Origin of the sequence: Acinetobacter sp. SFB (assembly GCF_001647545.1) — a bacterium.
GTDB lineage: Bacteria > Pseudomonadota > Gammaproteobacteria > Pseudomonadales > Moraxellaceae > Acinetobacter.
The window spans coordinates 590,391-611,584 of record NZ_LSZH01000001.1 but is presented as its reverse complement, the minus strand read 5'-3'; the positions used below and the strand labels follow the sequence as shown (position 1 = coordinate 611,584).

Annotated in this window: 21 protein-coding genes and 1 pseudogene; 14 read left to right on the top strand and 8 right to left on the bottom strand. The window is 40.1% G+C overall.

What is annotated here, in order from left to right:
- Positions 1–81 precede the first annotated feature (81 nt).
- Entirely contained in the window at positions 82–714 is a 633-nt protein-coding gene (locus tag AY606_RS02855; protein ID WP_067864366.1) for an alpha/beta hydrolase, read from the bottom strand.
- A 124-nt stretch (positions 715–838) separates the two neighbouring features.
- On the opposite strand from AY606_RS02855, the gene yaaA reads away from it, so the two are divergent.
- The 5 genes from yaaA to AY606_RS02830 all read left to right on the top strand — a co-directional run bounded on the left by yaaA (position 839) and on the right by AY606_RS02830 (position 5,285).
- Positions 839–1,621: a peroxide stress protein YaaA gene (gene yaaA / locus AY606_RS02850; RefSeq protein ID WP_067864363.1), complete on the top strand. Its 783-nt coding sequence runs from the start codon at positions 839–841 to the stop codon at positions 1,619–1,621.
- 187 nt (positions 1,622–1,808) lie between these two features.
- Positions 1,809–2,042: a hypothetical protein gene (locus AY606_RS02845; RefSeq protein WP_067864360.1), complete on the top strand. Its 234-nt coding sequence runs from the start codon at positions 1,809–1,811 to the stop codon at positions 2,040–2,042.
- A gap of 379 nt (positions 2,043–2,421) precedes the next feature.
- Complete coding sequence (locus AY606_RS02840; protein WP_067864357.1) at positions 2,422–3,744, top strand: NCS2 family permease; 1,323 nt, start codon at positions 2,422–2,424, stop codon at positions 3,742–3,744.
- An 80-nt stretch (positions 3,745–3,824) separates the two neighbouring features.
- Complete coding sequence (locus AY606_RS02835) at positions 3,825–4,826, top strand: adenosine deaminase (protein ID WP_067864354.1); 1,002 nt, start codon at positions 3,825–3,827, stop codon at positions 4,824–4,826.
- A 99-nt stretch (positions 4,827–4,925) separates the two neighbouring features.
- Positions 4,926–5,285 carry a hypothetical protein gene (locus AY606_RS02830; protein ID WP_249409208.1) on the top strand — a complete coding sequence of 120 codons (360 nt, stop codon included), beginning with the start codon at positions 4,926–4,928 and terminating at the stop codon, positions 5,283–5,285.
- Positions 5,286–5,352: 67 nt separating this feature from the next.
- Here the strand turns inward: AY606_RS02830 and AY606_RS02825 are convergent, their stop codons facing one another.
- Positions 5,353–5,907, bottom strand: a complete 555-nt coding sequence (locus AY606_RS02825; RefSeq protein ID WP_067864350.1) for a cytochrome b — start codon at positions 5,905–5,907, stop codon at positions 5,353–5,355.
- A gap of 223 nt (positions 5,908–6,130) precedes the next feature.
- Here AY606_RS02825 and AY606_RS02820 point away from each other — a divergent pair, with 223 nt between their 5' ends.
- Together AY606_RS02820 and rnhB are read left to right on the top strand one after the other, a co-directional pair.
- Positions 6,131–6,523: a hypothetical protein gene (locus AY606_RS02820; RefSeq protein ID WP_067864348.1), complete on the top strand. Its 393-nt coding sequence runs from the start codon at positions 6,131–6,133 to the stop codon at positions 6,521–6,523.
- Between the two features lie 64 nt (positions 6,524–6,587).
- The gene (gene rnhB / locus AY606_RS02815; RefSeq protein ID WP_067864346.1) at positions 6,588–7,166 is read left to right on the top strand and encodes a ribonuclease HII; all 579 of its coding nucleotides are present in this window, start codon (positions 6,588–6,590) and stop codon (positions 7,164–7,166) included.
- A 59-nt stretch (positions 7,167–7,225) separates the two neighbouring features.
- Here the strand turns inward: rnhB and csrA are convergent, their stop codons facing one another.
- From csrA to alaS, 3 genes are all read right to left on the bottom strand, one after another.
- A complete protein-coding gene (gene csrA, locus AY606_RS02810) occupies positions 7,226–7,489 on the bottom strand; it encodes a carbon storage regulator CsrA (protein ID WP_067723263.1) in 264 nt (87 codons plus the stop codon).
- A gap of 249 nt (positions 7,490–7,738) precedes the next feature.
- Entirely contained in the window at positions 7,739–9,019 is a 1,281-nt protein-coding gene (locus AY606_RS02805) for an aspartate kinase (protein ID WP_067864343.1), read from the bottom strand.
- Between the two features lie 65 nt (positions 9,020–9,084).
- The gene (gene alaS, locus AY606_RS02800) at positions 9,085–11,778 is read right to left on the bottom strand and encodes an alanine--tRNA ligase (protein WP_171255339.1); all 2,694 of its coding nucleotides are present in this window, start codon (positions 11,776–11,778) and stop codon (positions 9,085–9,087) included.
- Positions 11,779–12,206: 428 nt separating this feature from the next.
- Here alaS and AY606_RS02795 point away from each other — a divergent pair, with 428 nt between their 5' ends.
- Together AY606_RS02795 and AY606_RS02790 are read left to right on the top strand one after the other, a co-directional pair.
- On the top strand, positions 12,207–13,232 hold the full coding sequence (locus AY606_RS02795) for a type I glyceraldehyde-3-phosphate dehydrogenase (protein ID WP_067864338.1): 1,026 nt from the start codon (positions 12,207–12,209) through the stop codon (positions 13,230–13,232).
- A gap of 534 nt (positions 13,233–13,766) precedes the next feature.
- Positions 13,767–14,084 (top strand): hypothetical protein, encoded by a 318-nt coding sequence (locus AY606_RS02790; protein ID WP_067864336.1) that lies wholly within the window; start codon positions 13,767–13,769, stop codon positions 14,082–14,084.
- A gap of 21 nt (positions 14,085–14,105) precedes the next feature.
- Here AY606_RS02790 and AY606_RS16780 read toward each other — a convergent pair.
- A pseudogene (locus AY606_RS16780) lies at positions 14,106–14,216 on the bottom strand (AzlD family protein); the annotation flags it as partial.
- Between the two features lie 327 nt (positions 14,217–14,543).
- On the opposite strand from AY606_RS16780, the gene AY606_RS02785 reads away from it, so the two are divergent.
- From AY606_RS02785 to AY606_RS02770, 4 genes are all read left to right on the top strand, one after another.
- Complete coding sequence (locus tag AY606_RS02785; RefSeq protein ID WP_067864333.1) at positions 14,544–15,710, top strand: ATP phosphoribosyltransferase regulatory subunit; 1,167 nt, start codon at positions 14,544–14,546, stop codon at positions 15,708–15,710.
- Positions 15,711–15,778: 68 nt separating this feature from the next.
- A complete protein-coding gene (locus AY606_RS02780; protein WP_067864330.1) occupies positions 15,779–17,098 on the top strand; it encodes an adenylosuccinate synthase in 1,320 nt (439 codons plus the stop codon).
- Between the two features lie 195 nt (positions 17,099–17,293).
- Positions 17,294–17,602, top strand: coding sequence for a hypothetical protein (locus AY606_RS02775; RefSeq protein ID WP_067864327.1), 309 nt, complete (start codon positions 17,294–17,296; stop codon positions 17,600–17,602).
- Between the two features lie 113 nt (positions 17,603–17,715).
- The gene (locus AY606_RS02770) at positions 17,716–18,492 is read left to right on the top strand and encodes a M48 family metallopeptidase (protein WP_067864324.1); all 777 of its coding nucleotides are present in this window, start codon (positions 17,716–17,718) and stop codon (positions 18,490–18,492) included.
- A gap of 182 nt (positions 18,493–18,674) precedes the next feature.
- Here AY606_RS02770 and AY606_RS02765 read toward each other — a convergent pair whose 3' ends face one another.
- Both AY606_RS02765 and crp read right to left on the bottom strand, forming a co-directional pair.
- Positions 18,675–19,724 carry an NADP(H)-dependent aldo-keto reductase gene (locus tag AY606_RS02765; protein ID WP_067864320.1) on the bottom strand — a complete coding sequence of 350 codons (1,050 nt, stop codon included), beginning with the start codon at positions 19,722–19,724 and terminating at the stop codon, positions 18,675–18,677.
- 193 nt (positions 19,725–19,917) lie between these two features.
- The gene (gene crp / locus AY606_RS02760) at positions 19,918–20,625 is read right to left on the bottom strand and encodes a cAMP-activated global transcriptional regulator CRP (RefSeq protein ID WP_067864317.1); all 708 of its coding nucleotides are present in this window, start codon (positions 20,623–20,625) and stop codon (positions 19,918–19,920) included.
- Between the two features lie 146 nt (positions 20,626–20,771).
- Here crp and AY606_RS02755 point away from each other — a divergent pair, with 146 nt between their 5' ends.
- Complete coding sequence (locus AY606_RS02755) at positions 20,772–21,194, top strand: OsmC family protein (RefSeq protein ID WP_067864315.1); 423 nt, start codon at positions 20,772–20,774, stop codon at positions 21,192–21,194.

The following is a 21,194-nucleotide window of genomic DNA, read 5'->3' as shown; positions in this document are numbered from 1 at the left end:
ATATTCTGAGTCTTTTCACTAAATTAATATCAGCCTATGCCAAAATTGATTTGGCTCGCAATGGCACTGCTGAGTTGTTTATTAAGATGCAATTAAGAAGCGAGAGATCGCCATACGTAATTGCTTTAAATATCCAGTAAAAAAGTGGTTTGCACCCGGCAGAATCGTCAACAAATGACGTTGTGGTTTTGCCCATTCAATCAAATCTGACAATAAAGTAATTTCATCGGCTTCCCCATGAATAAACAAAATATCGCCTTTGATGGCTGGGGTGACATAATGACGTAAACCTGCCACAGTTGCTGTGGGCAAGCCACATAAAATCAATTGTTTAGGTTTTATTTCGTCCGGCAGGGCGTGATAACTTTTCGCCATGACATGTGCACCAAAACTAAAACCGCCGGCATAAAAAGGTAGGTTGATATGCTTGCTGCGAATTTGCTTGATGGCTTCTAGCACATCATCAGTTTCGCCAAAACCTTCATCATGCAAGCCTTCACTTTGACCTGAACCACGGAAACTTGGGCGATACACAATGCAACCGCGCTCAAGAAACATCTGAGCCAAAAGAGTCGGCACTTTATGCTGCGGAGTACCGCCTTGTAGGGGATGGGGGTGGCATACAATCGCGAATCCTTTCACTTCACCCTGTGGATAATCAACAAAAATTTCAAGTTGACCAGCAGAACCTTGAATGAAAATTTGCTCGGACATATAGCAACCGATAAATAACAGGAGAATGAGGTATTTTACCGATAATGTTCAGTAAAAACACAAATTGGAAATAAAATAAGTCTACTGTTATAGTTTGTTTAATTATTTTTTGATCAGGTTATTCATGCTCGCCTTAATTTCTCCTGCTAAGACTTTAGATTATGAATCTGCACTACCCACTGATGCGCATACCTTACCAAGATTGCTGGAACATTCACAAGAACTTATAGACGTTAGTCGCAAACTGTCTGCTGCAGATCTATCCAATTTAATGAGCGTGAGTGAAAAACTTGCCAAATTGAATGTTGAACGTTTCAATGACTGGCAGTCTGAATTTAATTTCTCCAATGCGCGTCAGGCCTTATTTGCCTTCAAAGGCGATGTGTATACAGGTTTAGATGCCTATGCATTGAATGATCAACATATTGAATTTGCACAAAATCATTTGCGTATGTTATCAGGATTGTATGGTTTATTACGTCCTTTAGATTTGATGATGCCATATCGTTTGGAAATGGGCACAAAATTGAACAATCCGCGAGGTCATAATTTATATCAATTCTGGGGTGATCGAATTACCAGCTTAATCAATGATGATTTAGAGCATGCGAATTCGGACTTATTGGTCAATCTTGCATCGGATGAATACTATAAGTCAGTGATTGAGCGCAAAATTAAAGCTGAAATTATTAAGCCGATTTTTCTTGATCAAAAAAATGGAAAATACAAAGTTATTAGTTTTTATGCCAAAAAAGCACGCGGTCTGATGGCACGTTATATGATCGAAAACCAGTTAAATCAGGCTGAAGACTTAAAGTCATTTAATAGCGAAGGTTATTATTTTGATGCTGAAAGTTCACTTAAAGGTGAATTGGTGTTTAAGCGTGATGAGCAACAGGCGGCTTAAGTCTGTTTGGGTTAGTCATAAAAATCCTGAAATTGATCAGGATTTTTTGGTTTATAAATAACGTATTTAATTATTAAATATGTCTATTTAAGGATAGAAAATGATTTTAAAAGTGTGAATTCCATCACGCTATATTGTGATTTTTTGTTATTATGATAAAAAGCTTACTGAATAATAAAATTTTGTTATGAAAAATTTATTAATTTTAATCATCATTTTTGCTGTAGTCGTGCTCGGATATTGGGTTTATCAGGATGCAGAAATGAAAAAAAAGAATAAGGTGAATCAGCTCATTCATGAGGCTCAGCAGTCACTCAATATTGTGAAGTCATATCCTGATAATTTCATGCCTCATCATGATAAGGTTGCCGCTCTTGTTCAATCTTCAGAACGATGGATGACTGAATCCAATCACCTTTAATTGTATTACGTCGCTAAATAAATTTTAGAACCGAGCTATCTTATTGAATTTTATTGAAGAATAAATTTTAGAAACAATAAAAAATCATTGTGCTATAATTTGCCGCGACCATAATTAAATCATTCTCTTTATTTTTTAAGTATATGATTTATTTGAAACAAGTAGAGCTGCATAACATTTATGCAGCTTTTTTGTTTTACAATTTTTGTCATTTGGTTGTTTTATACCCAATGCAAAGTTGTTCAATCTACTGGTTTTGAAATTAAACTATGGTATATCAATTGCTTGAATATCTATAAAATTAATGATGATTGTATTTGGCTGATCATTAATTTTATAGCGTGCTGACAGCATAAAGTTTACTTACCGGGGTAAAGTCATGACGACTCCTAATCCATCTTCAGAGAATATGCTTGAACGCTTATTTAAGTTAAGCGAAAACAAAACCAGTTTTCGTACAGAAGTTCTTGCAGGTGTAACCACTTTCCTAACGATGTGTTACATCATTATTGTCAACCCAATGATTTTGTCCGAAACAGGCATGGATCATGGGGCGGTCTTTGTCGCAACCTGTCTGGCAGCTGCAATCGGTTGTCTGGTGATGGGACTTGTTGCAAATTATCCAATTGCACTGGCACCGGGTATGGGCTTGAATGCTTACTTTACCTATTCGGTATGTATGGGAATGGGCGTGCCTTGGCAAACTGCACTTGCTGCGGTATTTGTTTCAGGTTTGGTCTTCATTGCGATCAGCATGTTTAAAATTCGTGAAGCCATTGTCAACGCAATTCCAATGTCATTAAAACTGGCCATTGGTGGCGGTATTGGTATGTTCCTTGCGCTGGTTGCCTTAAAAAATGCCGGTATTATTGTTGATAATCCTGCAACCTTAGTCGGTTTGGGTGATTTAAAACAACCTTCAGTGCTTCTAGCCTTGCTTGGCTTCTTAATGGTTGTGGTGATGCACCAGTTTAAGGTGCGGGGCGCCATTATTATCAGTATTTTGGTGATTACTGCTATTTCTACAGTATTGGGTTATAACCAGTTCCAAGGTGTGGTGGGACAGATTCCATCTCTAGCTCCAACATTCTTGCAAATGGACTTTGAGGGATTATTTACTGCAAGCCTGGTCGGAGTTATTTTTGTATTTTTTCTGGTCGATTTGTTTGACTCAACAGGAACTTTGGTGGGTGTATCGCACCGTGCAGGTTTATTAAAAGATGGTAAATTGCCACGTTTGAAAAAAGCACTATTTGCGGACTCAACAGCCATTGTTGCCGGTGCAGCACTCGGTACATCTTCAACAACGCCTTATATTGAGTCATCTGCTGGTGTTGCGGCGGGTGGGCGTACTGGCTTAACAGCAGTTGTAGTGGGCATCATGTTCTTGTTGTGCCTGTTTTTAGCACCACTTGCGCAGTCGGTGCCAAGTTTTGCGACAGCACCTGCATTGCTATTTGTCGGTGTATTGATGATTCAGGGTATCGTTCATATTGAATGGGATGATATCACTGAAGCAGTACCTGCGTTTTTGACCATTGTATTTATGCCATTTTCTTATTCAATTGCAGATGGTATTGCAATGGGCTTCATTAGCTATGCGCTGATCAAACTATTTACAGGTAAAGCGAAAACTGTTCCATATATGGTATGGATTGTTGCTGCACTTTGGGCATTGAAATTTGCTGCATTTGGTGGCTAATTCACCAAATTCACAGTAGGGTGTAAACTCAAGTTTGCACCCTTTTTTATTTTTTGAAAAAGATTTTATAAGGATAAGATATGAACCAGATTGAGCTTATTCAAGCGCTGCCGAAAGCAGAGTTACACGTACATATTGAAGGGACTTTTGAGCCTGAACTGATGTTCGCCATTGCTCAGCGTAACCATATTGATATTCCGTATAAATCTGTAGATGAAGTGAAACAGGCCTATAATTTCCATAACCTGCAATCGTTCCTCGATATTTATTATGCAGGCGCAAATGTTTTGGTGCTTGAACAAGACTTTTATGATCTGGCGATGGCATATTTTGAAAAGTGCGCTGCAGATAAAGTCGTGCATACTGAAATGTTCTTCGATCCACAAACACATACCGATCGTGGGGTTGAATTTGCAGTCGTCATCAATGGTTTGCAACGTGCCTGTGATGAGGCAAAAGCAAAATTTGGCATTACCTCGCATTTAATTATGTGTTTCTTGCGCCATCTAAGTGAAGAAGCGGCATTTGAAATCTTAGAACAAGCTTTACCATTTAAAAATCAAATTATTGCGGTGGGACTGGATTCAAGTGAAGTCGGGCATCCACCGGCTAAATTTGAACGGGTATTTGCCAAAGCACGTGAAGAGGGCTTTTTGGTGGTGGCACATGCCGGTGAAGAAGGTCCAGCGGAATATGTTTGGGAAGCCCTGGACTTGCTTAAAGTAAATCGCGTAGATCACGGTGTACGCTCAGAAGAAGATCCGAAATTGATGCAGCGTTTAATTGCTGAAAAAATGCCGTTGACTGTATGTCCTTTAAGTAATTTAAAGCTTTGTGTAGTCGATGATATGGCACAGCACAATATTCGTCGTTTATTGCAACAAGGTGTGCATGTGACTGTCAATTCAGATGATCCATCATATTTTGGTGGCTATATGAATGACAATTTTATTGCGATTGCTGAAGCGCTAGATCTGTCCAACGATGAACTGAAGCAATTGGCTAAAAATTCGTTTGAAGCATCATTTATTTCTGATGCAGAAAAACAAAAATGGTCACACCAGATTGATGCCTTGGCGTAATTTATTCACTTGAAAATGCTTTTAGATTGAGCGGATTTTTTCATTAGTTTTTTAAATTATTGTGTCAATAATATTGCGTGTAAAGAGTTAGGTTTAATTTTGAAAAAGAGTCTTTGCTGGCTAGCTGTTATTGCTTTATTGATTGGTTGTGTATCGGTTTTTGTGACGGATAAAAACTCTACTTTAATGCAAAAAATGTTAAAGCCAGTGGTTGAGCAAGCGTGTAAAAGTGAATTAAATGATTCAAAAATCTGGCAATCGGCTGCCTTGTTTATGAGTTCGGAGCGTCAAAATTCTGTGCAAAAACAGATTTGTGGTTGTGTGAGTGAAAATGCATTGAATGCTGTGTCTGCGAAAGACTTGGTCATGGCATCGTTTAATGAAGAGGTTAAAAATAGTCTGATTAAACAAGCCGTGTTAAATAGCGTTAAAGGTTGTGTTCAAGACGCTTTGAAGTAAGTTTTAATTAAGAAAAAGCCGCATCCGTGCATAAACTGATGCGGCTTTTTTATTGGGTACTATTGGGCTATTTTTCTTGTCGGGTCATACTGCGTAAAATATTGTCTTTATCGATAAAATGATGTTTTAACGCAGCGACAATATGTCCTATCACCAGAAAACCTGCAAACCATGACAAATAAATGTGTACAGGTTTAACAATGGCTAAAAGTTCAGGGTTGTCCTGAACCAGACGCGGGATTTCAAATAAATATAAAACAGGTGCAGGATGCCCAGCACTCCAGCTAAACAAACAGCCGGTAATTGGTAATGCGAGCAACATTAAATATAAAGCCAAATGTCCTAGATGTGCCAAAACTTTCATTAATGGTGACATGGAATCAGGCAGTGTTGGAACAGGATGGGTATAGCGCCAAAACAGACGAATCAATACCAGAAATATAATCGTGGTTGCGATGTTCTTATGCAAGCTGATGACTTGACCTTTAAAACTGCCATCCACATCATAGCTTAAAAAATTTCCACTATAAAAACCAATTAACCATGCGGCAATAAAAATAACAGCCATCAGCCAATGAAGCATTTGGGCTGTACGCGTATAGTATGGTGAAGTGTTTGTCATGTTATACCAACATGTGATTTATAAGTCTGCGTATCCTAATCAAACCGTATATTTAAAAAAATGGGCACTATGGAACGAAGCGTATAATTTTTGCAACGCTGAAAGCTGCATGGATTTTAGACAGGCAAGTCACACATGGAAAATTCATTTGAAATATAGATTTATTATAGGGAAAAGTTTCGGCAGAATAGGCCCAACAGATTTTATAACAAAGGATTTCACTGTGAAAAAATTAATTGCTGTACTTGCACCTTTAACTTTAGCGCTTAGTGCATGTGTGTCAACTGGCACAACGACAGGTACAGCGGGTGCAACAGGTACGCAATCTGCAACTCAGCAACTGGGTACTGCTGCACTTAAAATTGCCATCAATGCAAAATGTACCACTGAGTTGAATAATATTGCGGCATGGCAAACAGCCACTAAATTGATGACTGCAACTCAAAAACAAAATATTCAGTCTGAAATTTGTGGTTGTGTTAGTGAAAAAGCACCGCAAAGCGTAACAGCGGTAGATTTGGCAACTGCAGCAATTGATCCTGCTGCACGTACTACAATCGTTTCAAATGCAGTGACTAAAACAATTAATGCCTGTGTTGCAGAAGCAGTGCAATAATCTTTAATGAAGTAATAAATAGGCTGACTTGTTCAGCCTCTTTTTTTAGCTAGGCAGACAAATTATGAAAATTGCTGGTGCAGATGAAGCAGGCCGTGGTCCACTTGTCGGTTCAGTGGTTGCAGCTGCAGTCATTTTAGATCCCAATAACCCGATTGAGGGCTTAAATGATTCTAAAAAACTCACTGAAAAAAAACGTGAGCAGTTATTTATTGAAATACAGGAAAAAGCCCTAGCTTGGGCGATTGCTGAAGCGAGCCATGAAGAAATTGACGAGATCAATATTCTTCAAGCGTCATTGCTGGCGATGCGTCGCGCTGTAGAGGCATTAAGCATTCAACCTGAACATGTGTTGGTCGATGGCAATAAAGTTCCACAAGGTTTAATGATGAGTTGTGATGCGGTGGTAGGTGGTGATGCCATCCATGCAGAAATTTCAGCTGCCAGTATTTTGGCGAAAGTTACACGTGATCATCAAATGGTAGAATTGGATCTGGAATATCCGCAGTTTGGCTTTGCGAAACACAAGGGGTATCCAACCAAAGCTCATTTTGAGGCGATTGCGCAACATGGTGTTATTGATCAGCATCGCCGCAGTTATGCACCCGTCAAAAAAGCTTTGGCTTTAGGTGGACAAAACTAATGGCCAGATAAAATTAAAGCGGCTTAAGTAAGCCGCTTTAGGAGAAAAACATTTAATGTTTAACGATTAAAGTCATTCTGGGTATTTTGTGGAAAATTATCTTCTTCAAAAGAAGGTTGATAATCTTGATCGAGATGTTGAAGATGTTCGTGCATAGCGCGTTCATGTTGAATACGTTGGTAAATTTCTTCACGATGAACGGATACTTCTTTTGGAGCATTGACGCCAATTCGAACTTGATTTCCTTTAACCCCAAGCACAGTTACACTGACTTGGTCCCCAATCATTAATGTTTCTCCGACACGTCTAGTCAGAATCAGCATGTTTATCTCCTTGCAAAATGCTAAACCTGCAATTGATCTAAAATGTAAAAAACACAACCTTAAATATCAAAGAAAATTTTAACAAAGCAATGTGACAAACTTCGTCCTATATCGCATTTTGCTAAAATTTTCTTAAAAGCACATGGTTAATATAACAGAGCCACTATAAGAAAAACTATAGTGGCTCTGTTTTTTTCTACTATTTTAAAAACTGTCTAACAATGACATTTTTTGTCATATTTTCCGATATTATGCACGTACGCTAGATTCGCCATGCTCGCGGTCTAAACCGAAAGCAGTGTGAAGGGTACGCACAGCAAGTTCTAAATAGTTTTCTTCAATGATCACGGAAATCTTGATTTCTGAGGTAGAGATCATCAAAATATTGATACCTTCCTCAGCTAAAGCAGTAAACATTTTACTTGCCACGCCAGCATGTGAACGCATACCTACGCCCACAATAGATACTTTTACTATGTCTGAGCGTGTTGCAACTTCACGTGCACCAATTTTTTTCGCCGTATCTTCAAGAATTGTTTTGGCTTTAGCCAATTCACCACGGTTAACCGTAAAGGTGAAATCAGTTGTACCGTCTTCTTCAACGTTCTGGATAATCATATCCACTTCAACGTTCGCATCGCCAATTGGACATAAGATTTTAGCTGCAATACCTGGTTCATCAGGCACACCTAGAATCGTTAATTTTGCTTCGTCACGGTTAAATGCGATACCAGAGATAATTGGCTGTTCCATGTTGTCTTCCAATTCAGTAGTAATAAGAGTGCCGACGTTTTGTTTAAAGTCTTCGTCAAATGCGCCATCATTGTCATTATCAAAACTTGATAATACACGTAAAGGCACTTGGTATTTACCAGCAAATTCAACTGAACGAATTTGAAGAACTTTAGAACCCAAAGATGCCATTTCCAGCATTTCTTCAAAAGAAATACGATCAACTTTTTTTGCTTTAGGTGCAACACGCGGGTCGGTGGTATAAACACCATCAACGTCTGTGTAAATTTGGCATTCGTCCGCTTTGAGTGCAGCAGCAATTGCAACACCAGAAGTATCTGAACCGCCACGACCTAAAGTAGTGGTATTGCCTTGTTCGTCAAAGCCTTGAAAGCCTGCAACAACCAGCACACGGCCTGCGTCTAAATTTGCAGTTAAAACATCAGTATCAATCGCTTCAATACGCGCCTTATTGAATGCACTGTCCGTTTTAATGCCAACCTGGCGACCAGTGAGCGACTTTGCTTCAACCCCAATAGAGTTAAGTGCCATCGCTAACATAGAAATCGTAACCTGTTCACCCGTAGAGACCATTTGGTCAAGTTCACGCGGATCAGGGGTTTCGGTAATGGCCTTCGCTAAAGCAAGCAGGCGATTGGTTTCGCCACTCATTGCTGAAACTACGACCACTACCTTGTGGCCGTGATCATGCCAGCGCTTTACACGACGAGCAACATTTAAAATGCGCTCGGGAGTACCCATAGAGGTACCGCCATATTTTTGAACGATTAATGCCATAGTTGTTCCATAAAAGCCATGACCCTGATATCGCTATCAGGGTCCGTTACACAAAAAGTGAAGTGTTATTTTGCCTCAAGCCAGGCAGTTAAATCTGCCATCACTGTTGCAAACTTCTCGTTAAGTGGCGCGCCACCTTGTGCCAAGTCAGGCTTACCACCACCTTTACCACCGAGTTCGGTAGCCAAGTGTTTGATGATGTCACCTGCTTTAATGTTGGCAGTAAAATCTTTTGCAACGGAGGCAATAAGGCTAACTTTGTCGCCTTCTACACCCGCAAGTACGATCACTGCATTGTCTAATTTAGATTTCACACCGTCATGCAGGTTGCGAAGTGATTTCGCGTCCATGTTTTGTACAGTGGTAATCAGTGTCGGACGACCTGCAACAGTTTGAACTTGGCTTAAAAGTTCGCCAGCTTGCAGGTTTGCAAGTTTTTGATTCAATTGCTCAATTTGTTTTTGCAATTGATGTGCAGTGTCTACTACAGCTTCAACTTTTTCAACTGTTTGATGATTCTGTGCTTTTAACAAACCGTTGATGTATTGAACATCACGATCAGTTTTTTGCACGATTTCAACTGCTTTAGTTCCAGTCACGGCTTCAATACGACGCACACCAGCTGCAACACCACCTTCAGAAGTGATTTTGAACAGACCGATGTCGCCAGTGCGTTTCACATGGATACCACCACACAGTTCGATCGAGAAGTTTTTCTCTTCAATGATTGAACCCATAGACAGTACACGTACTTCATCGCCATATTTTTCACCGAACAACATCATTGCGCCTTTTTCTTTGGCGGATTCGATGTCTAAAAGTTCAGTGGAGACCGCAGTATTAGTAATCACTTCTGCATTTACCAAGCGTTCTACTTGCTGAAGTTGTTCGAAAGTAACCGGTTGATCGTTGGCAAAGTCAAAACGCAGGATATCGCTTGCAACCAATGAGCCTTTTTGTTGAACATGAGAACCCAAAACTTGACGTAGGGCAGCATGTAAAAGGTGAGTCGCAGAGTGGTTACGTGCAGTTGCAGCACGAATGTCCGCTTTAACAGTAGCTTCAACGCTTTGAGAAGCTTTTAGGCTGCCCATGGTCACGATACCCTGATGTACAAATGCAGCACCAGATTTTTTGGTATCTTGCACTTCGAAAATACCGGTATCGTTTTTGAAGATTCCGGTATCACCGATCTGACCACCGCTTTCTGCATAGAAAGGTGTTTGGTTCAATACGATTAACGCTTCATCACCTTCAACCACTTCTTCAACCTGTTCGCCATCTTTATAGATCGCAACAATTTGGCCTTGACCTTGAGTTGCTTCATAGCCTTCGAATTGAGTTTCGCTGTCGACATTTACAATCGAGTTATAATCAATCGCAAATTTACCTGCATCACGTGCACGTTGACGTTGTGCTGCCATTTCAACTTCAAAGCCAGCTTCGTCAATCGTTAAATCACGTTCGCGTGCAATATCAGCTGTTAAGTCAGCAGGGAAGCCGTAAGTATCATACAGTTTAAATACTGTTTCACCCGGAATCACGTTGCCTTTAAGTTGAGTCAATTCACCTTCAAGCAGTTTTAAACCTTGCTCTAAAGTTTTCGCGAATTGTTCTTCTTCTTTTAAAAGCTGTGCTTCGATACGTGATTGTTGTGCTGCTAGTTCAGGGTAGGCTTCACCCATCACTTCAATTAAAGGCTGTAGCATTTTATGGAAGAATGAACCTGTCGCACCCAATTTGTTACCGTGACGAACAGCACGGCGGATAATACGACGCAGTACATAACCACGACCTTCGTTAGAAGGGTTTACACCGTCAGCAATAAGGAAGCAGCATGAACGTGCATGATCCGCAACCACTTTTAAAGATGCAGGGTATTCAACAGCTTTGTTATTTGCAGCAGCTTCAGCTTCAATAGCAGTAGTATCCATGCCAATGATTTCTGCAGCTGATTTGAGTAAGTTTTGGAATAAGTCGATTTCGTAGTTTGAATTTACATGTTGTAAAACTGCAGAAATACGTTCCAAGCCCATACCGGTATCTACAGACGGAGCAGGTAACTCATGTAACACGCCATCAGCAGTACGATTGAACTGCATGAATACGTTGTTCCAGATTTCGATGAAACGGTCGCCATCTTCTTCAGGTGTGCCTGGTAAGCCACCCCAGATATGATCGCCATGGTCAAAGAAAATTTCAGAACAAGGTCCACAAGGACCAGTGTCGCCCATTGCCCAGAAGTTGTCTGATGCGTATTTTTCGCCCTTGTTGTCGCCAATACGGATGATACGGCTGGCATCTAGACCAATTTCTTTGTTCCAGATGTCAAATGCTTCGTCATCAGTATGATAAACAGTGGCATAGAGTTTATCTTTAGGTAGTGCTAACCATTCATCGCCAGTCAGAAATTCCCAGGCAAATTTGATCGCATCACGTTTAAAGTAATCACCAAATGAGAAGTTACCCAACATTTCAAAGAAAGTATGGTGACGTGCTGTATAACCGACATTGTCTAGGTCGTTATGTTTACCACCGGCACGTACACATTTTTGTGATGATGTTGCGCGAACATAATCACGTTTTTCCAAACCCAGGAAGCAGTCTTTAAACTGGTTCATCCCGGCATTGGTAAACAATAAAGTCGGGTCATTGGCGGGTACTAGTGAACTCGACGCGACACGTGTATGCCCTTGCGATTCAAAGTAACGCAAAAATGCTTCACGAATTTCAGCTGATGTCATAAAACGAGTACTCACAACCAAGTCACTCCATATTTCGTATTGGCTAGAAGTATACCGAGCATTTTCATAGAAGATGAACTGCCTGAGTACACCGGGCTTAAAATTTTAAAACGCCAAATTATAACGGAAAAAGCTGCATGCACCAATCACTTTAAGGCGAATTCATGACAATTCTATGTATTCGCGATATAGGCATCTTGAGGTAAATCCACGTGTTAATTTATATCATCAAACTGCCAGTAAAGTTTAACGAATGCTTGAATGAGTATTTTTAGCTGGCTTTTTCTGATGCTGATTGGTGATTAAAGCGCTTTATAAAGTGGATAGGACGTTTCTGCCGCACTTTATTTAATAAATAGAGGTGAAGAAATGGTATCGGATTTCGGTTGAAATCCATTAACATACACCAGTGTTTACATCTACCCAAGAATTAAGGATATCTGATGCAACGAGTAGCCATTAATGGTTTCGGGCGAATTGGTCGCAATGTATTACGTGCTTGGTTTGAAAATCCCAAGGATTTTCATTTTGATATTGTTGCGATTAATGATGTTGCAGATGTAGAGACTTTAGTTCATTTGTTTAAGTACGATACTACCCACGGACGCTTTAAAGGCAAAGTCGAAGTGTTGCTGGAAAATGAACAGATTTTTTTGCATATTTCAGCGGGTTTGGCGCAATTAAAAGTACAGGTATTTTGTCAGGAACAGCCTGAACTTTTGCCGTGGAATGATTTAAATATTGATGTGGTGCTTGAATGTACTGGCTTGTTCCGTTCACGTGAAGCGGCAACTAGACATGTTACCGCAGGGGCGAAACGGGTCATTATTGGTGCTGCGCCTTTTGACAGTGTAGATGCGGCTATTGTGTATGGTGTAAATCATCATGAAGTTAAAGCAACGGATCAAATTATTTCCAGCGTATCGTGTACCACGCAAGCTTTGGTGCCACTGGTTAAAATCATTGATGATGCTTTTGGCATTGATACCGCACTCATGACAGAAATCCATGCGGTCACAGCTGATCAATCGGTACTGGATCATGCACATCGTGACCTGCGTCGTGCACGAGCTTCGGGGCAAAATATTATTCCCACCACATCTTCAGCATTGGCTGCATTAAAACGTGTTATGCCAAAAATGGAAGACCGGATTAATGGTTATTCCATTCGTGTACCGACCATTAATGTCGCTGCCATTGATTTAACTTTTGTTGCTCAATCACATGTCACCGTGCATAAAATTAATGAAGTCCTGCTCAAGTCGGCACGGCAGGGCTATGCGGAAATTATGGATGTGACAGATGAAGCTTTGGTGTCATCTGATTTTAATCATTCACCCTATTCTTTAATTGTGGATTTAAGCCAAACCATTGTGGTTGGACATCAAGCGAAAGTATTTGCCTGGTATGATAACGAGTGGGGCTATGCCAATCGCTTGCTGGATTTATGCGAGTCATTTACATCATAAAATTGATGTGCATTAGATATCTGGTGTGTCTTGGTTTTGAGAAGTAATTTCTTGTTTTTTATTATCGGGTCACATCATTGAATGGGATTGCCTTGATTGGCCAAGGCATGAGCGAGCAGGTTAGTTTGGATAAGATGAATGGCAATTGCAGCTCGTTTGAATATTTTTAGTATCATGAAATGGCTAGAAAAGGCATTTCATTGATTCATTACTTTATGCTTAAAGCGTTGTCTTTTAGATGGTGATGTGGTTCTAGAAATAGAACAAATCTTAATAAACTGATCATACAAACAACGATAAAATGATGTTTTAATCACTTTTGATAGATCAATACATATAAAATTTAACTTGCTAAAAATATAATCTAAAAAGCAAGTTGAAATAATTTTTGATAGGTTTGGGAAAAGGCTGAGCTTGTTTACAGTAATCTTTTATATATGAAATAAATTGCTTAAATCAGGCTTTTAAAAAATTCACTTCATTAATTCGCCATGATGTTGAATAATAACTAAATAAAATAAAGAGCATCTACCTATGTTGATATTTATATGGGGTTTTATTCTGCTATTAGCCATAGCAGTGATTTTTCTGATTTGGGCACAATTTACCAATCAAAATGATGCGGTCAGTGACATTCAAATGAACCTGCAGCTCGAAGAAAAAGTAATTCATTTGGAACAGAACTTAAAGAAAACCTTGGAAATTATGCAGGACTTGGCCAAGAAAATGCATATTCAGCAGGAAGTGCTTGATAAAACCAGCGCTAAACTTAGTCAGGTCGAGTTGCAAAATGCCGAATTGGTTGGATTGTTGACAAGGGCAGTCAATTCCTCGGACAGACCCTCGGTATAAGTTCATTCTTGTTGCAATCTGAAGAATAACAAACCTTAAAATAGCGGCCGATGTCATGCTCATCAAAACCGTAGGCAGTAATGAAAAACGTGAAGCTGCTATTAAAGTAATCATAATTGCAAGTAGCATTGCGGAGTGAATCATTATTCATTTGCTATTAAAAGAAAGCAGATACAATATGTAAAAACTGAAATTCCATTACAAAAGATTAAACAAACCACTGAATTGCCCTTGAAGTGATAATAAAATTATAAACATTTTTAGCGTCATCTTTGAGCGCTATAGCCGCTTTAAATGAATTGGAGTGTTTTGTCTGATTAAACAATAAGTATTCCGCTATTTTTTGTGAAAAAGTCAGATGCACAGCTAAAACTATCGTGCTAGACTAGGAGAAATCGGGTGTGCTCCCGATTTTTTTATGCGGATAACTTCCGCTCTGACAGAATTTAGGTTTACAACATGCCCATTTCAGAGACATGGTTATTACCTGATGGTGTAGCTGATGTATTACCAGAACAGGCGCAAGTGATTGAAACTTTGCGTCGTAACGCCCTAGATTTCCTCGCATCTCGGGGTTATCAATTGGTGTACACGCCATTTATTGAATACATCGAATCTCTATCTTCTCTTTCAGAATCGAATCAAGATTTAGACTTAGCCACTTTTAAAGTTATTGACCAGTTATCAGGTCGTTTACTTGGTGTGCGTGCCGATATGACACCACAAGTGGCTCGTATTGATGCGCATGTACATCCAGTCGAAGGCGTGGCGCGTTATTGCTACGCTGGCACGGTTTTACACACCAAACCCCAAGGGTTTAATACCACACGTGCACCCCTGCAATTAGGTGCGGAGCTTTTCGGTTCAGACAGTATTGATGCAGACGTTGAAATGGTTGACGTGATGCTGAGTCTGATCGAAACCGCGGGCTTGGCAGACGGGATCCATCTAGATTTGGGTCATGTCGGTCTATTCCGCAGTTTAGTGAAACATGCGGGTTTGACCAAAGCTGTTGAAAGTCATCTTTCGGATCTTTATCAACGTAAAGCATTACCTGAACTTGCAGAATTTACCCAAGAATTAAAATTTGGTGCAGATTTTTATACACTAGGTCGTTATTCAAGTGACCTAGATGCGTTACAAGCCAATTTAAGTGCTGAAATTTTCGCTGATGAAGCGTTCAGGCAAGCATTTGATGCTTTGAAAACGACGCAAGTCGAAATTCAGTTGCGTTGGCCAAATCTGCATATTGGTATAGATGTTGTAGAGTTGCGTTCATACCATTATCACACTGGTTTAATGTATGCAGTATATGCACCAAACCGTGCAGCACCACTGGCTCAAGGTGGACGTTATGATGGCATTGGTGAACATTTTGGTCGTGCACGTCCTGCAACAGGTTTTTCGTGCGACTTATATGCCTTAAGTGCAGGTCAATTTAAAGATTTAAATGTAGTTGTTGCACCGAAGGGTACAGACGCTGATTTGCTTAAGGCAATTTCAAATGCCCGTACACAAGGCTTTGGGGTAATTCAATTACTTGGCAAGGACAGTTTAGACTCGGTACCGCATGCAACGCATCAATTGGTGGGTGTGGCGGGTGAGTGGACAGTCGAAAAGATTTAATGATGTGAATTGGTTTGATGAACTAATTCAAGTTTTCAATTTTAACAGCATGATGCAATGAGGCTATTATGGGCAAGAATGTTGTGGTACTTGGTACCCAATGGGGCGACGAAGGTAAAGGTAAAATCGTTGACCTGCTCACAGATCAAGCGGCTGCGGTAGTTCGTTACCAAGGCGGACACAACGCAGGTCATACACTTGTGGTTGGTGGTAAGAAAACTGTATTACACCTCATTCCATCTGGTATTTTACGTGAAAACGTATTGTGCTTAATTGGTAATGGTGTGGTTCTTTCTCCTGAAGCGCTCATCAAAGAGATGGATATTCTTGAAAAAGAAGGTGTTCCAGTTAAAGAACGTCTACGAATCTCTCCAAACTGTCCATTAATTTTGCCGAATCACATTGCACTTGACCAAGCGCGTGAGAAGAAACGTGGCAATGCGAAAATCGGTACCACGGGTCGTGGTATTGGTCCAGCATATGAAGACAAAGTTGCACGCCGTGCAATCCGTGTTGCTGATCTTGTTCGTGGTGGTGAGCATCTTACAGCCCAGCTTACTGAGCTTCTGGATTACCATAACTTCCAGTTAACTCAATACTACGGTGTTGAAGCGGTTAAATTAGAAGATGTGCTGGCACTTTGCGATCAATGGCGTGAAGTCGTTACTCCGCTGGTTGTGGACGTAACTACGGAATTGCACAATTTCCGTAAAAACGGTGACAACATTATGTTTGAAGGCGCGCAAGGTTCGCTCCTTGACGTAGATCACGGTACATACCCGTATGTCACATCTTCAAACACAACTGCTGGTGGCGTAAGCTCAGGTTCAGGTCTGGGTCCATTGCACCTTGATTATGTACTAGGTATTACCAAAGCTTACACAACGCGTGTAGGTGCAGGGCCATTCCCAACGGAATTGGTTTACGATGCTGCAAATGACACAGGCGACCAAATTGGTAAACATTTGGGTACGATTGGTCATGAGTTTGGTGCTTCAACTGGTCGTCAGCGTCGTTGTGGTTGGTTTGATGCTGAAATTTTACGTCGTTCAGTCGATGTAAACTCACTTTCAGGTATTTGCTTAACTAAACTTGACGTTCTTGATGGTTTAGAAGAAGTAAAAATCTGTGTGGGTTACGAAGCGGCTGATTCTGGTTGTGTCGGTTCTTCTGATGCGCTTGCATTTGAAGCTTTAAAACCAATTTATGAGTCTATGCCAGGTTGGTCTGAGTCTACAGTGGGTGCAACTGATGTTGCTCAATTACCTGCAAATGCGATTGCTTATGTAAAACGTATTGAACAGTTGATTGAATGTCCAATTGACATTATTTCGACCGGTCCTGACCGTGCAGAAACAATTGTCCTGCGTCATCCGTTTGATGCTTAATTTAAGCTGATACGACGATGATTAAAAAAGCTTCGCAATTTGCGGGGCTTTTTTTGTATTCACTATTTTGAAAATGTACTAAAAGAATATATTGGGGAAAATTTTAGCGAGACTAAAGTTGCATCCGAGAATACTGTTTAAATAACTGGCACTTGTTAGAATACAAAACATAAAATAAATGAAAGGTTATGCTGGATGCATAAGAATATTTCAGGAACGATTTTTTATTCCTTACTCTTTGCCATGGGTGGTGCACCCACCATTGCGATGCTGATCATTCAGGCACAAACCCAAGATCCCAATATTATCTATACGGCATTTATTGGTTTAAGTGTCATTATTGCCTGCATTTTAGTTCCATTAATTCTTATTCAAAATGGTATTTTATTTTTTAAAAGAAAAAATGAACAGCTGGAACAGAAAATCAAACCATTTTGCCAAGTGTATTTGGTTTTGAATGCGTTATGTCTTATTTATTGGCTTAGTTTTCAGTTTCTTAAATAAGCACAGTTACATAAATAATATGAATATGGATGGAATAATAATTCAAAGCTTATCCACGATTCCCTATAATCTGTTTAAAACTGATATCTGTATTCAAGGTGGAGATTATTATAATGAATAGCAAACTCGTTTTAAGTTTGTGTGCGGCTAGTATGATCACTATTTCTGGTTGTACCACTGTAGCGGAAATGGCAGGGGCAGATTCATCAACATTAAATGTAACAGCAGCACAAGGTTTTAATAAAACAGTTCAGGAAGCAAGTGCAAATAAAACCTTAGATACTTCTTCAGCGACTTATAAACGCATTAATGCCGTATTTATGCGTTTAAAACCTTATGGCGATCAAATCAATCAAACGGGTCAAAAGTTTGATTGGAAACTGGCTGTGCTAAAATCGGACCAGATCAATGCGTATGTAGCACCGGGTGGTAAAGTTGTGTTCTATACCGGTATCGTGAATAAATTAAACCTGACTGATGCAGAAATTGCAGCAGTTATGGGTCATGAAATGGTGCATGCTTTAGAGGAACACTCTAAAAATAAAATTGGTCAACAAGCATTAACTGATTTGGCTTTAAGCATCGGTCTAAGCGCTGCGGGAAGTAATGTAGGGCAGTTGGGTTCTGCTGCTGCCCAGTTGGGTGCACAAGTGGGTGTAGGTTTACCTTATTCTCGTAGTCTGGAAAGTCGCGCTGACCAAGGCGGTTTAATGCTGATGGCGCGTGCCGGTTATAACCCACAAGCTGCTATTACCCTTTGGGAAAAAATGAACAAACTGGAAGGTGCGGGCGGTACTTCATTCTTGTCGACTCACCCTTCAAATAGCCAGCGTATTGAAGCAATGCGTAAAAACTTGCCAGCCGCTCAAGCGATTTATAACAAACGTTAATTGCTGTTTAACTCATAAAAAAGGATGCACGAAGCATCCTTTTTTTAGTTTTACTTCCTCATCCTTATAGGATGAGCAGCACTGCTGCGCAAGGGGTAAGGATGTTAATTATTTCGATGTGATCGAAGATAAAGCAGTATAAATCTGTCTAACTTAATTTTTAAGCACTGCTTAAAATAAAATTATGGGGCAGGGTTGGGCTGTTGACGGTGAATATCCTCAATACCTTGTAAAACTTCAGCTGATAAATCAATTTCAAAGGCTTGGATATTTTCTTTGAGTTGATCCAGGTTGGTTGCACCAATAATGGTACTGGTCACAAAGAACTGCTGTTTAATAAATGCCAGTGACAGTTGGGTCAGGGTTAAGCCATGTCTTTCCGCGAGTTGAGCATATTGTTCGGTTGCCCATTCACTCTCTGGATTGCTATAGCGGCTAAAACGAGAAAATAGGGTGACACGTGCATTTGCAGGGCGTGCACCATTACGGAATTTTCCGGTCAAATAACCGAAAGCTAAAGGGGAGTATGCAAGTAGTCCCACATTTTCATAATGGGCAATTTCTGACATGCCGATTTCATAAGTCCGGTTTAAGAGACTATACGGGTTTTGTACACTCACCATTTTTTCTAAACCTAACTTTTCAGCCAAATGTAAAAACTTCAAAGTGCCCCACGGGGTTTCATTGGATAGACCAATATATCGAATACGTCCTTTTTTGACTTCATCAATTAAAGCACTTAAGGTTTCTTCTAAAGCAGTGATTTCTGCATCCTGCTGAGCTTCAGTATTGCCATAACCGAGCTTGCCAAAGAAATTGGCTGGACGTTGTGGCCAATGCAGCTGATATAGGTCGATATAATCGCTTTGTAAGCGTTTTAAGGAGCCATCTATAGCTGAGCTAATCTCTGTTGCTGTGAAGCGAGTTTGTCCATCACGGATGTGACTGCCGCCTTGTGAGGGACCTGCAATTTTTGAAGCAATAAACAGCTGGTCACGATGTCCTCGTTCAGCAATCCATTGACCCAAGATGGTTTCAGTTGCCCCTTGGGTTTCAGGCTTTGGTGGCACAGGATACATTTCAGCAGTGTCCCAGAAGAACAAACCCTGGTCTAAAGCGTATTCAAGTTGTTGGAAGGCCTCTGCTTGGGTATTTTGCTCACCAAAAGTCATCGTGCCTAAACAGATTTCAGGAACAAGTATTCCTGTATTGGCTAAAGGTTTGAATTGCATAGAGCTTGATCCTTGAGTTTTTATCAATGAAATTTTAAATGACTTAAGGCTAACTGATTTTTTGATCAGCGTTAAATCATCAATAGTTTTAATGTTGTCATCAAATTTACAAAAGGAGATGAATAAAAATCAAGCCATAAAAAAGCAAATCCTAAGATTTGCTTTTTTTCGTGCGTGCTAAAGGATAAAGAACTTATTCTTCCTCATCCAGTTCATCCACAGCGACATTTGCATCTTCAGTTGAAACATCAAAAATAAGAATGGCTTTACCCTCAGTTTCGATCATGCCTTGTTCTTCAAGCGTTTTTAAAACGCGTCCCACCATTTCACGAGAACAACCGACAATACGGCCAATTTCTTGACGTGTAATACGGATTTGTCGGCCATTTGGTAAAATCATGGCTTCTGGTTGCGAAGAAAGGTCGATTAAACAGCGCGCAATACGACCAGATACATCAATAAATGCCAGGTCAGTCACTTTACGAGTGGTATTTTTTAAGCGACGGACAAGCTGGGCAAATACAGCATAGCTCAGATCTGGATACTGTTTGCTTAACTCGTGAAAGTTATCATAGGTGATTTCGGCAATTTCACAGACATCACGAGTACGGACTTCCGCAGTACGTTGTGGATTTGCTTCAAAGAGACCCATTTCCCCAAAAAAGTCTCCTGCATTCAAATACGCAACCACAATTTCACGTTCATCATCTTCACGTAAAATAATGGATACTGAACCTTTTAAAATTAAATAAAGTGATTTTGATTCAGTGCCTGCATCAATAATTGCAGTACGTTTTGGATAGCGATTTATATATGCACGTTTTAATAATGCTTTGACTGACTCTGGTAATTGACCAGGAGAAAGGGCATCGGTGCTTAGTTGTGAAAAGCTTGCAGTCATGCTAACGGTTCCGAATATGGATAAGTAATAGATCGCACAGACCTAAAATGAACTTGTCACATAGAAGAGATGAAATTCCTTATCAACTCAATTTATGTTAGTGTACGGGTACTTCGTAAATTTATAGCTTTTTTCAGGTAGTTGCAATGCAAACAAGCGTACATTGGCTAGAGAATGTTGCTTTTGAAGCAAAATCAGAAAGTGGTCACCACATTGTCATGGATGGCGCTGAGGCATATGGTGGTGAAAACCGTGGTCCACGTCCCATGGAGCTGATATTAATGGGACTTGGTGGCTGTGCCTCCTTTGATATTGTGACTATTTTAAAGAAATCACGCCAAGATGTGACAGGGGTCGTATGTCAGCTAAAAGCGGATCGTGCGGATACGATTCCTGCAGTGTTTACCAATATTCATTTACACTTTGTCGTGACGGGTAAAGCGGTAAAAGAAAAACAGGTGGCTAAAGCTGTTGAACTTTCTGCTGAAAAATATTGTTCCGCAAGCAAAATGTTATCTGATGGTGGTGTTGAAATTACCCACGATTTTGAAATTATTGAAGCTGCGTAA

Excerpts from the sequence above, each read along its gene's own strand:
- AY606_RS02765 (WP_067864320.1), bottom strand. The coding sequence starts at position 19,724 with ATGCAATTCAAACCTTTAGCCAATACAGGAATACTTGTTCCTGAAATC.
- rnhB (WP_067864346.1), top strand. The coding sequence starts at position 6,588 with ATGAAAATTGCTGGTGCAGATGAAGCAGGCCGTGGTCCACTTGTCGGT.
- AY606_RS02775 (WP_067864327.1), top strand. The coding sequence starts at position 17,294 with ATGCATAAGAATATTTCAGGAACGATTTTTTATTCCTTACTCTTTGCC.
- yaaA (WP_067864363.1), top strand. The coding sequence starts at position 839 with ATGCTCGCCTTAATTTCTCCTGCTAAGACTTTAGATTATGAATCTGCA.
- AY606_RS02770 (WP_067864324.1), top strand. The coding sequence starts at position 17,716 with ATGAATAGCAAACTCGTTTTAAGTTTGTGTGCGGCTAGTATGATCACT.
- csrA (WP_067723263.1), bottom strand. The coding sequence starts at position 7,489 with ATGCTGATTCTGACTAGACGTGTCGGAGAAACATTAATGATTGGGGAC.
- AY606_RS02795 (WP_067864338.1), top strand. The coding sequence starts at position 12,207 with ATGCAACGAGTAGCCATTAATGGTTTCGGGCGAATTGGTCGCAATGTA.
- AY606_RS02785 (WP_067864333.1), top strand. The coding sequence starts at position 14,544 with ATGCCCATTTCAGAGACATGGTTATTACCTGATGGTGTAGCTGATGTA.
- AY606_RS02855 (WP_067864366.1), bottom strand. The coding sequence starts at position 714 with ATGTCCGAGCAAATTTTCATTCAAGGTTCTGCTGGTCAACTTGAAATT.
- AY606_RS02780 (WP_067864330.1), top strand. The coding sequence starts at position 15,779 with ATGGGCAAGAATGTTGTGGTACTTGGTACCCAATGGGGCGACGAAGGT.
- AY606_RS02840 (WP_067864357.1), top strand. The coding sequence starts at position 2,422 with ATGACGACTCCTAATCCATCTTCAGAGAATATGCTTGAACGCTTATTT.
- AY606_RS02835 (WP_067864354.1), top strand. The coding sequence starts at position 3,825 with ATGAACCAGATTGAGCTTATTCAAGCGCTGCCGAAAGCAGAGTTACAC.
- AY606_RS02790 (WP_067864336.1), top strand. The coding sequence starts at position 13,767 with ATGTTGATATTTATATGGGGTTTTATTCTGCTATTAGCCATAGCAGTG.
- AY606_RS02825 (WP_067864350.1), bottom strand. The coding sequence starts at position 5,907 with ATGACAAACACTTCACCATACTATACGCGTACAGCCCAAATGCTTCAT.
- crp (WP_067864317.1), bottom strand. The coding sequence starts at position 20,625 with ATGACTGCAAGCTTTTCACAACTAAGCACCGATGCCCTTTCTCCTGGT.
- AY606_RS02805 (WP_067864343.1), bottom strand. The coding sequence starts at position 9,019 with ATGGCATTAATCGTTCAAAAATATGGCGGTACCTCTATGGGTACTCCC.
- AY606_RS02755 (WP_067864315.1), top strand. The coding sequence starts at position 20,772 with ATGCAAACAAGCGTACATTGGCTAGAGAATGTTGCTTTTGAAGCAAAA.
- AY606_RS02845 (WP_067864360.1), top strand. The coding sequence starts at position 1,809 with ATGAAAAATTTATTAATTTTAATCATCATTTTTGCTGTAGTCGTGCTC.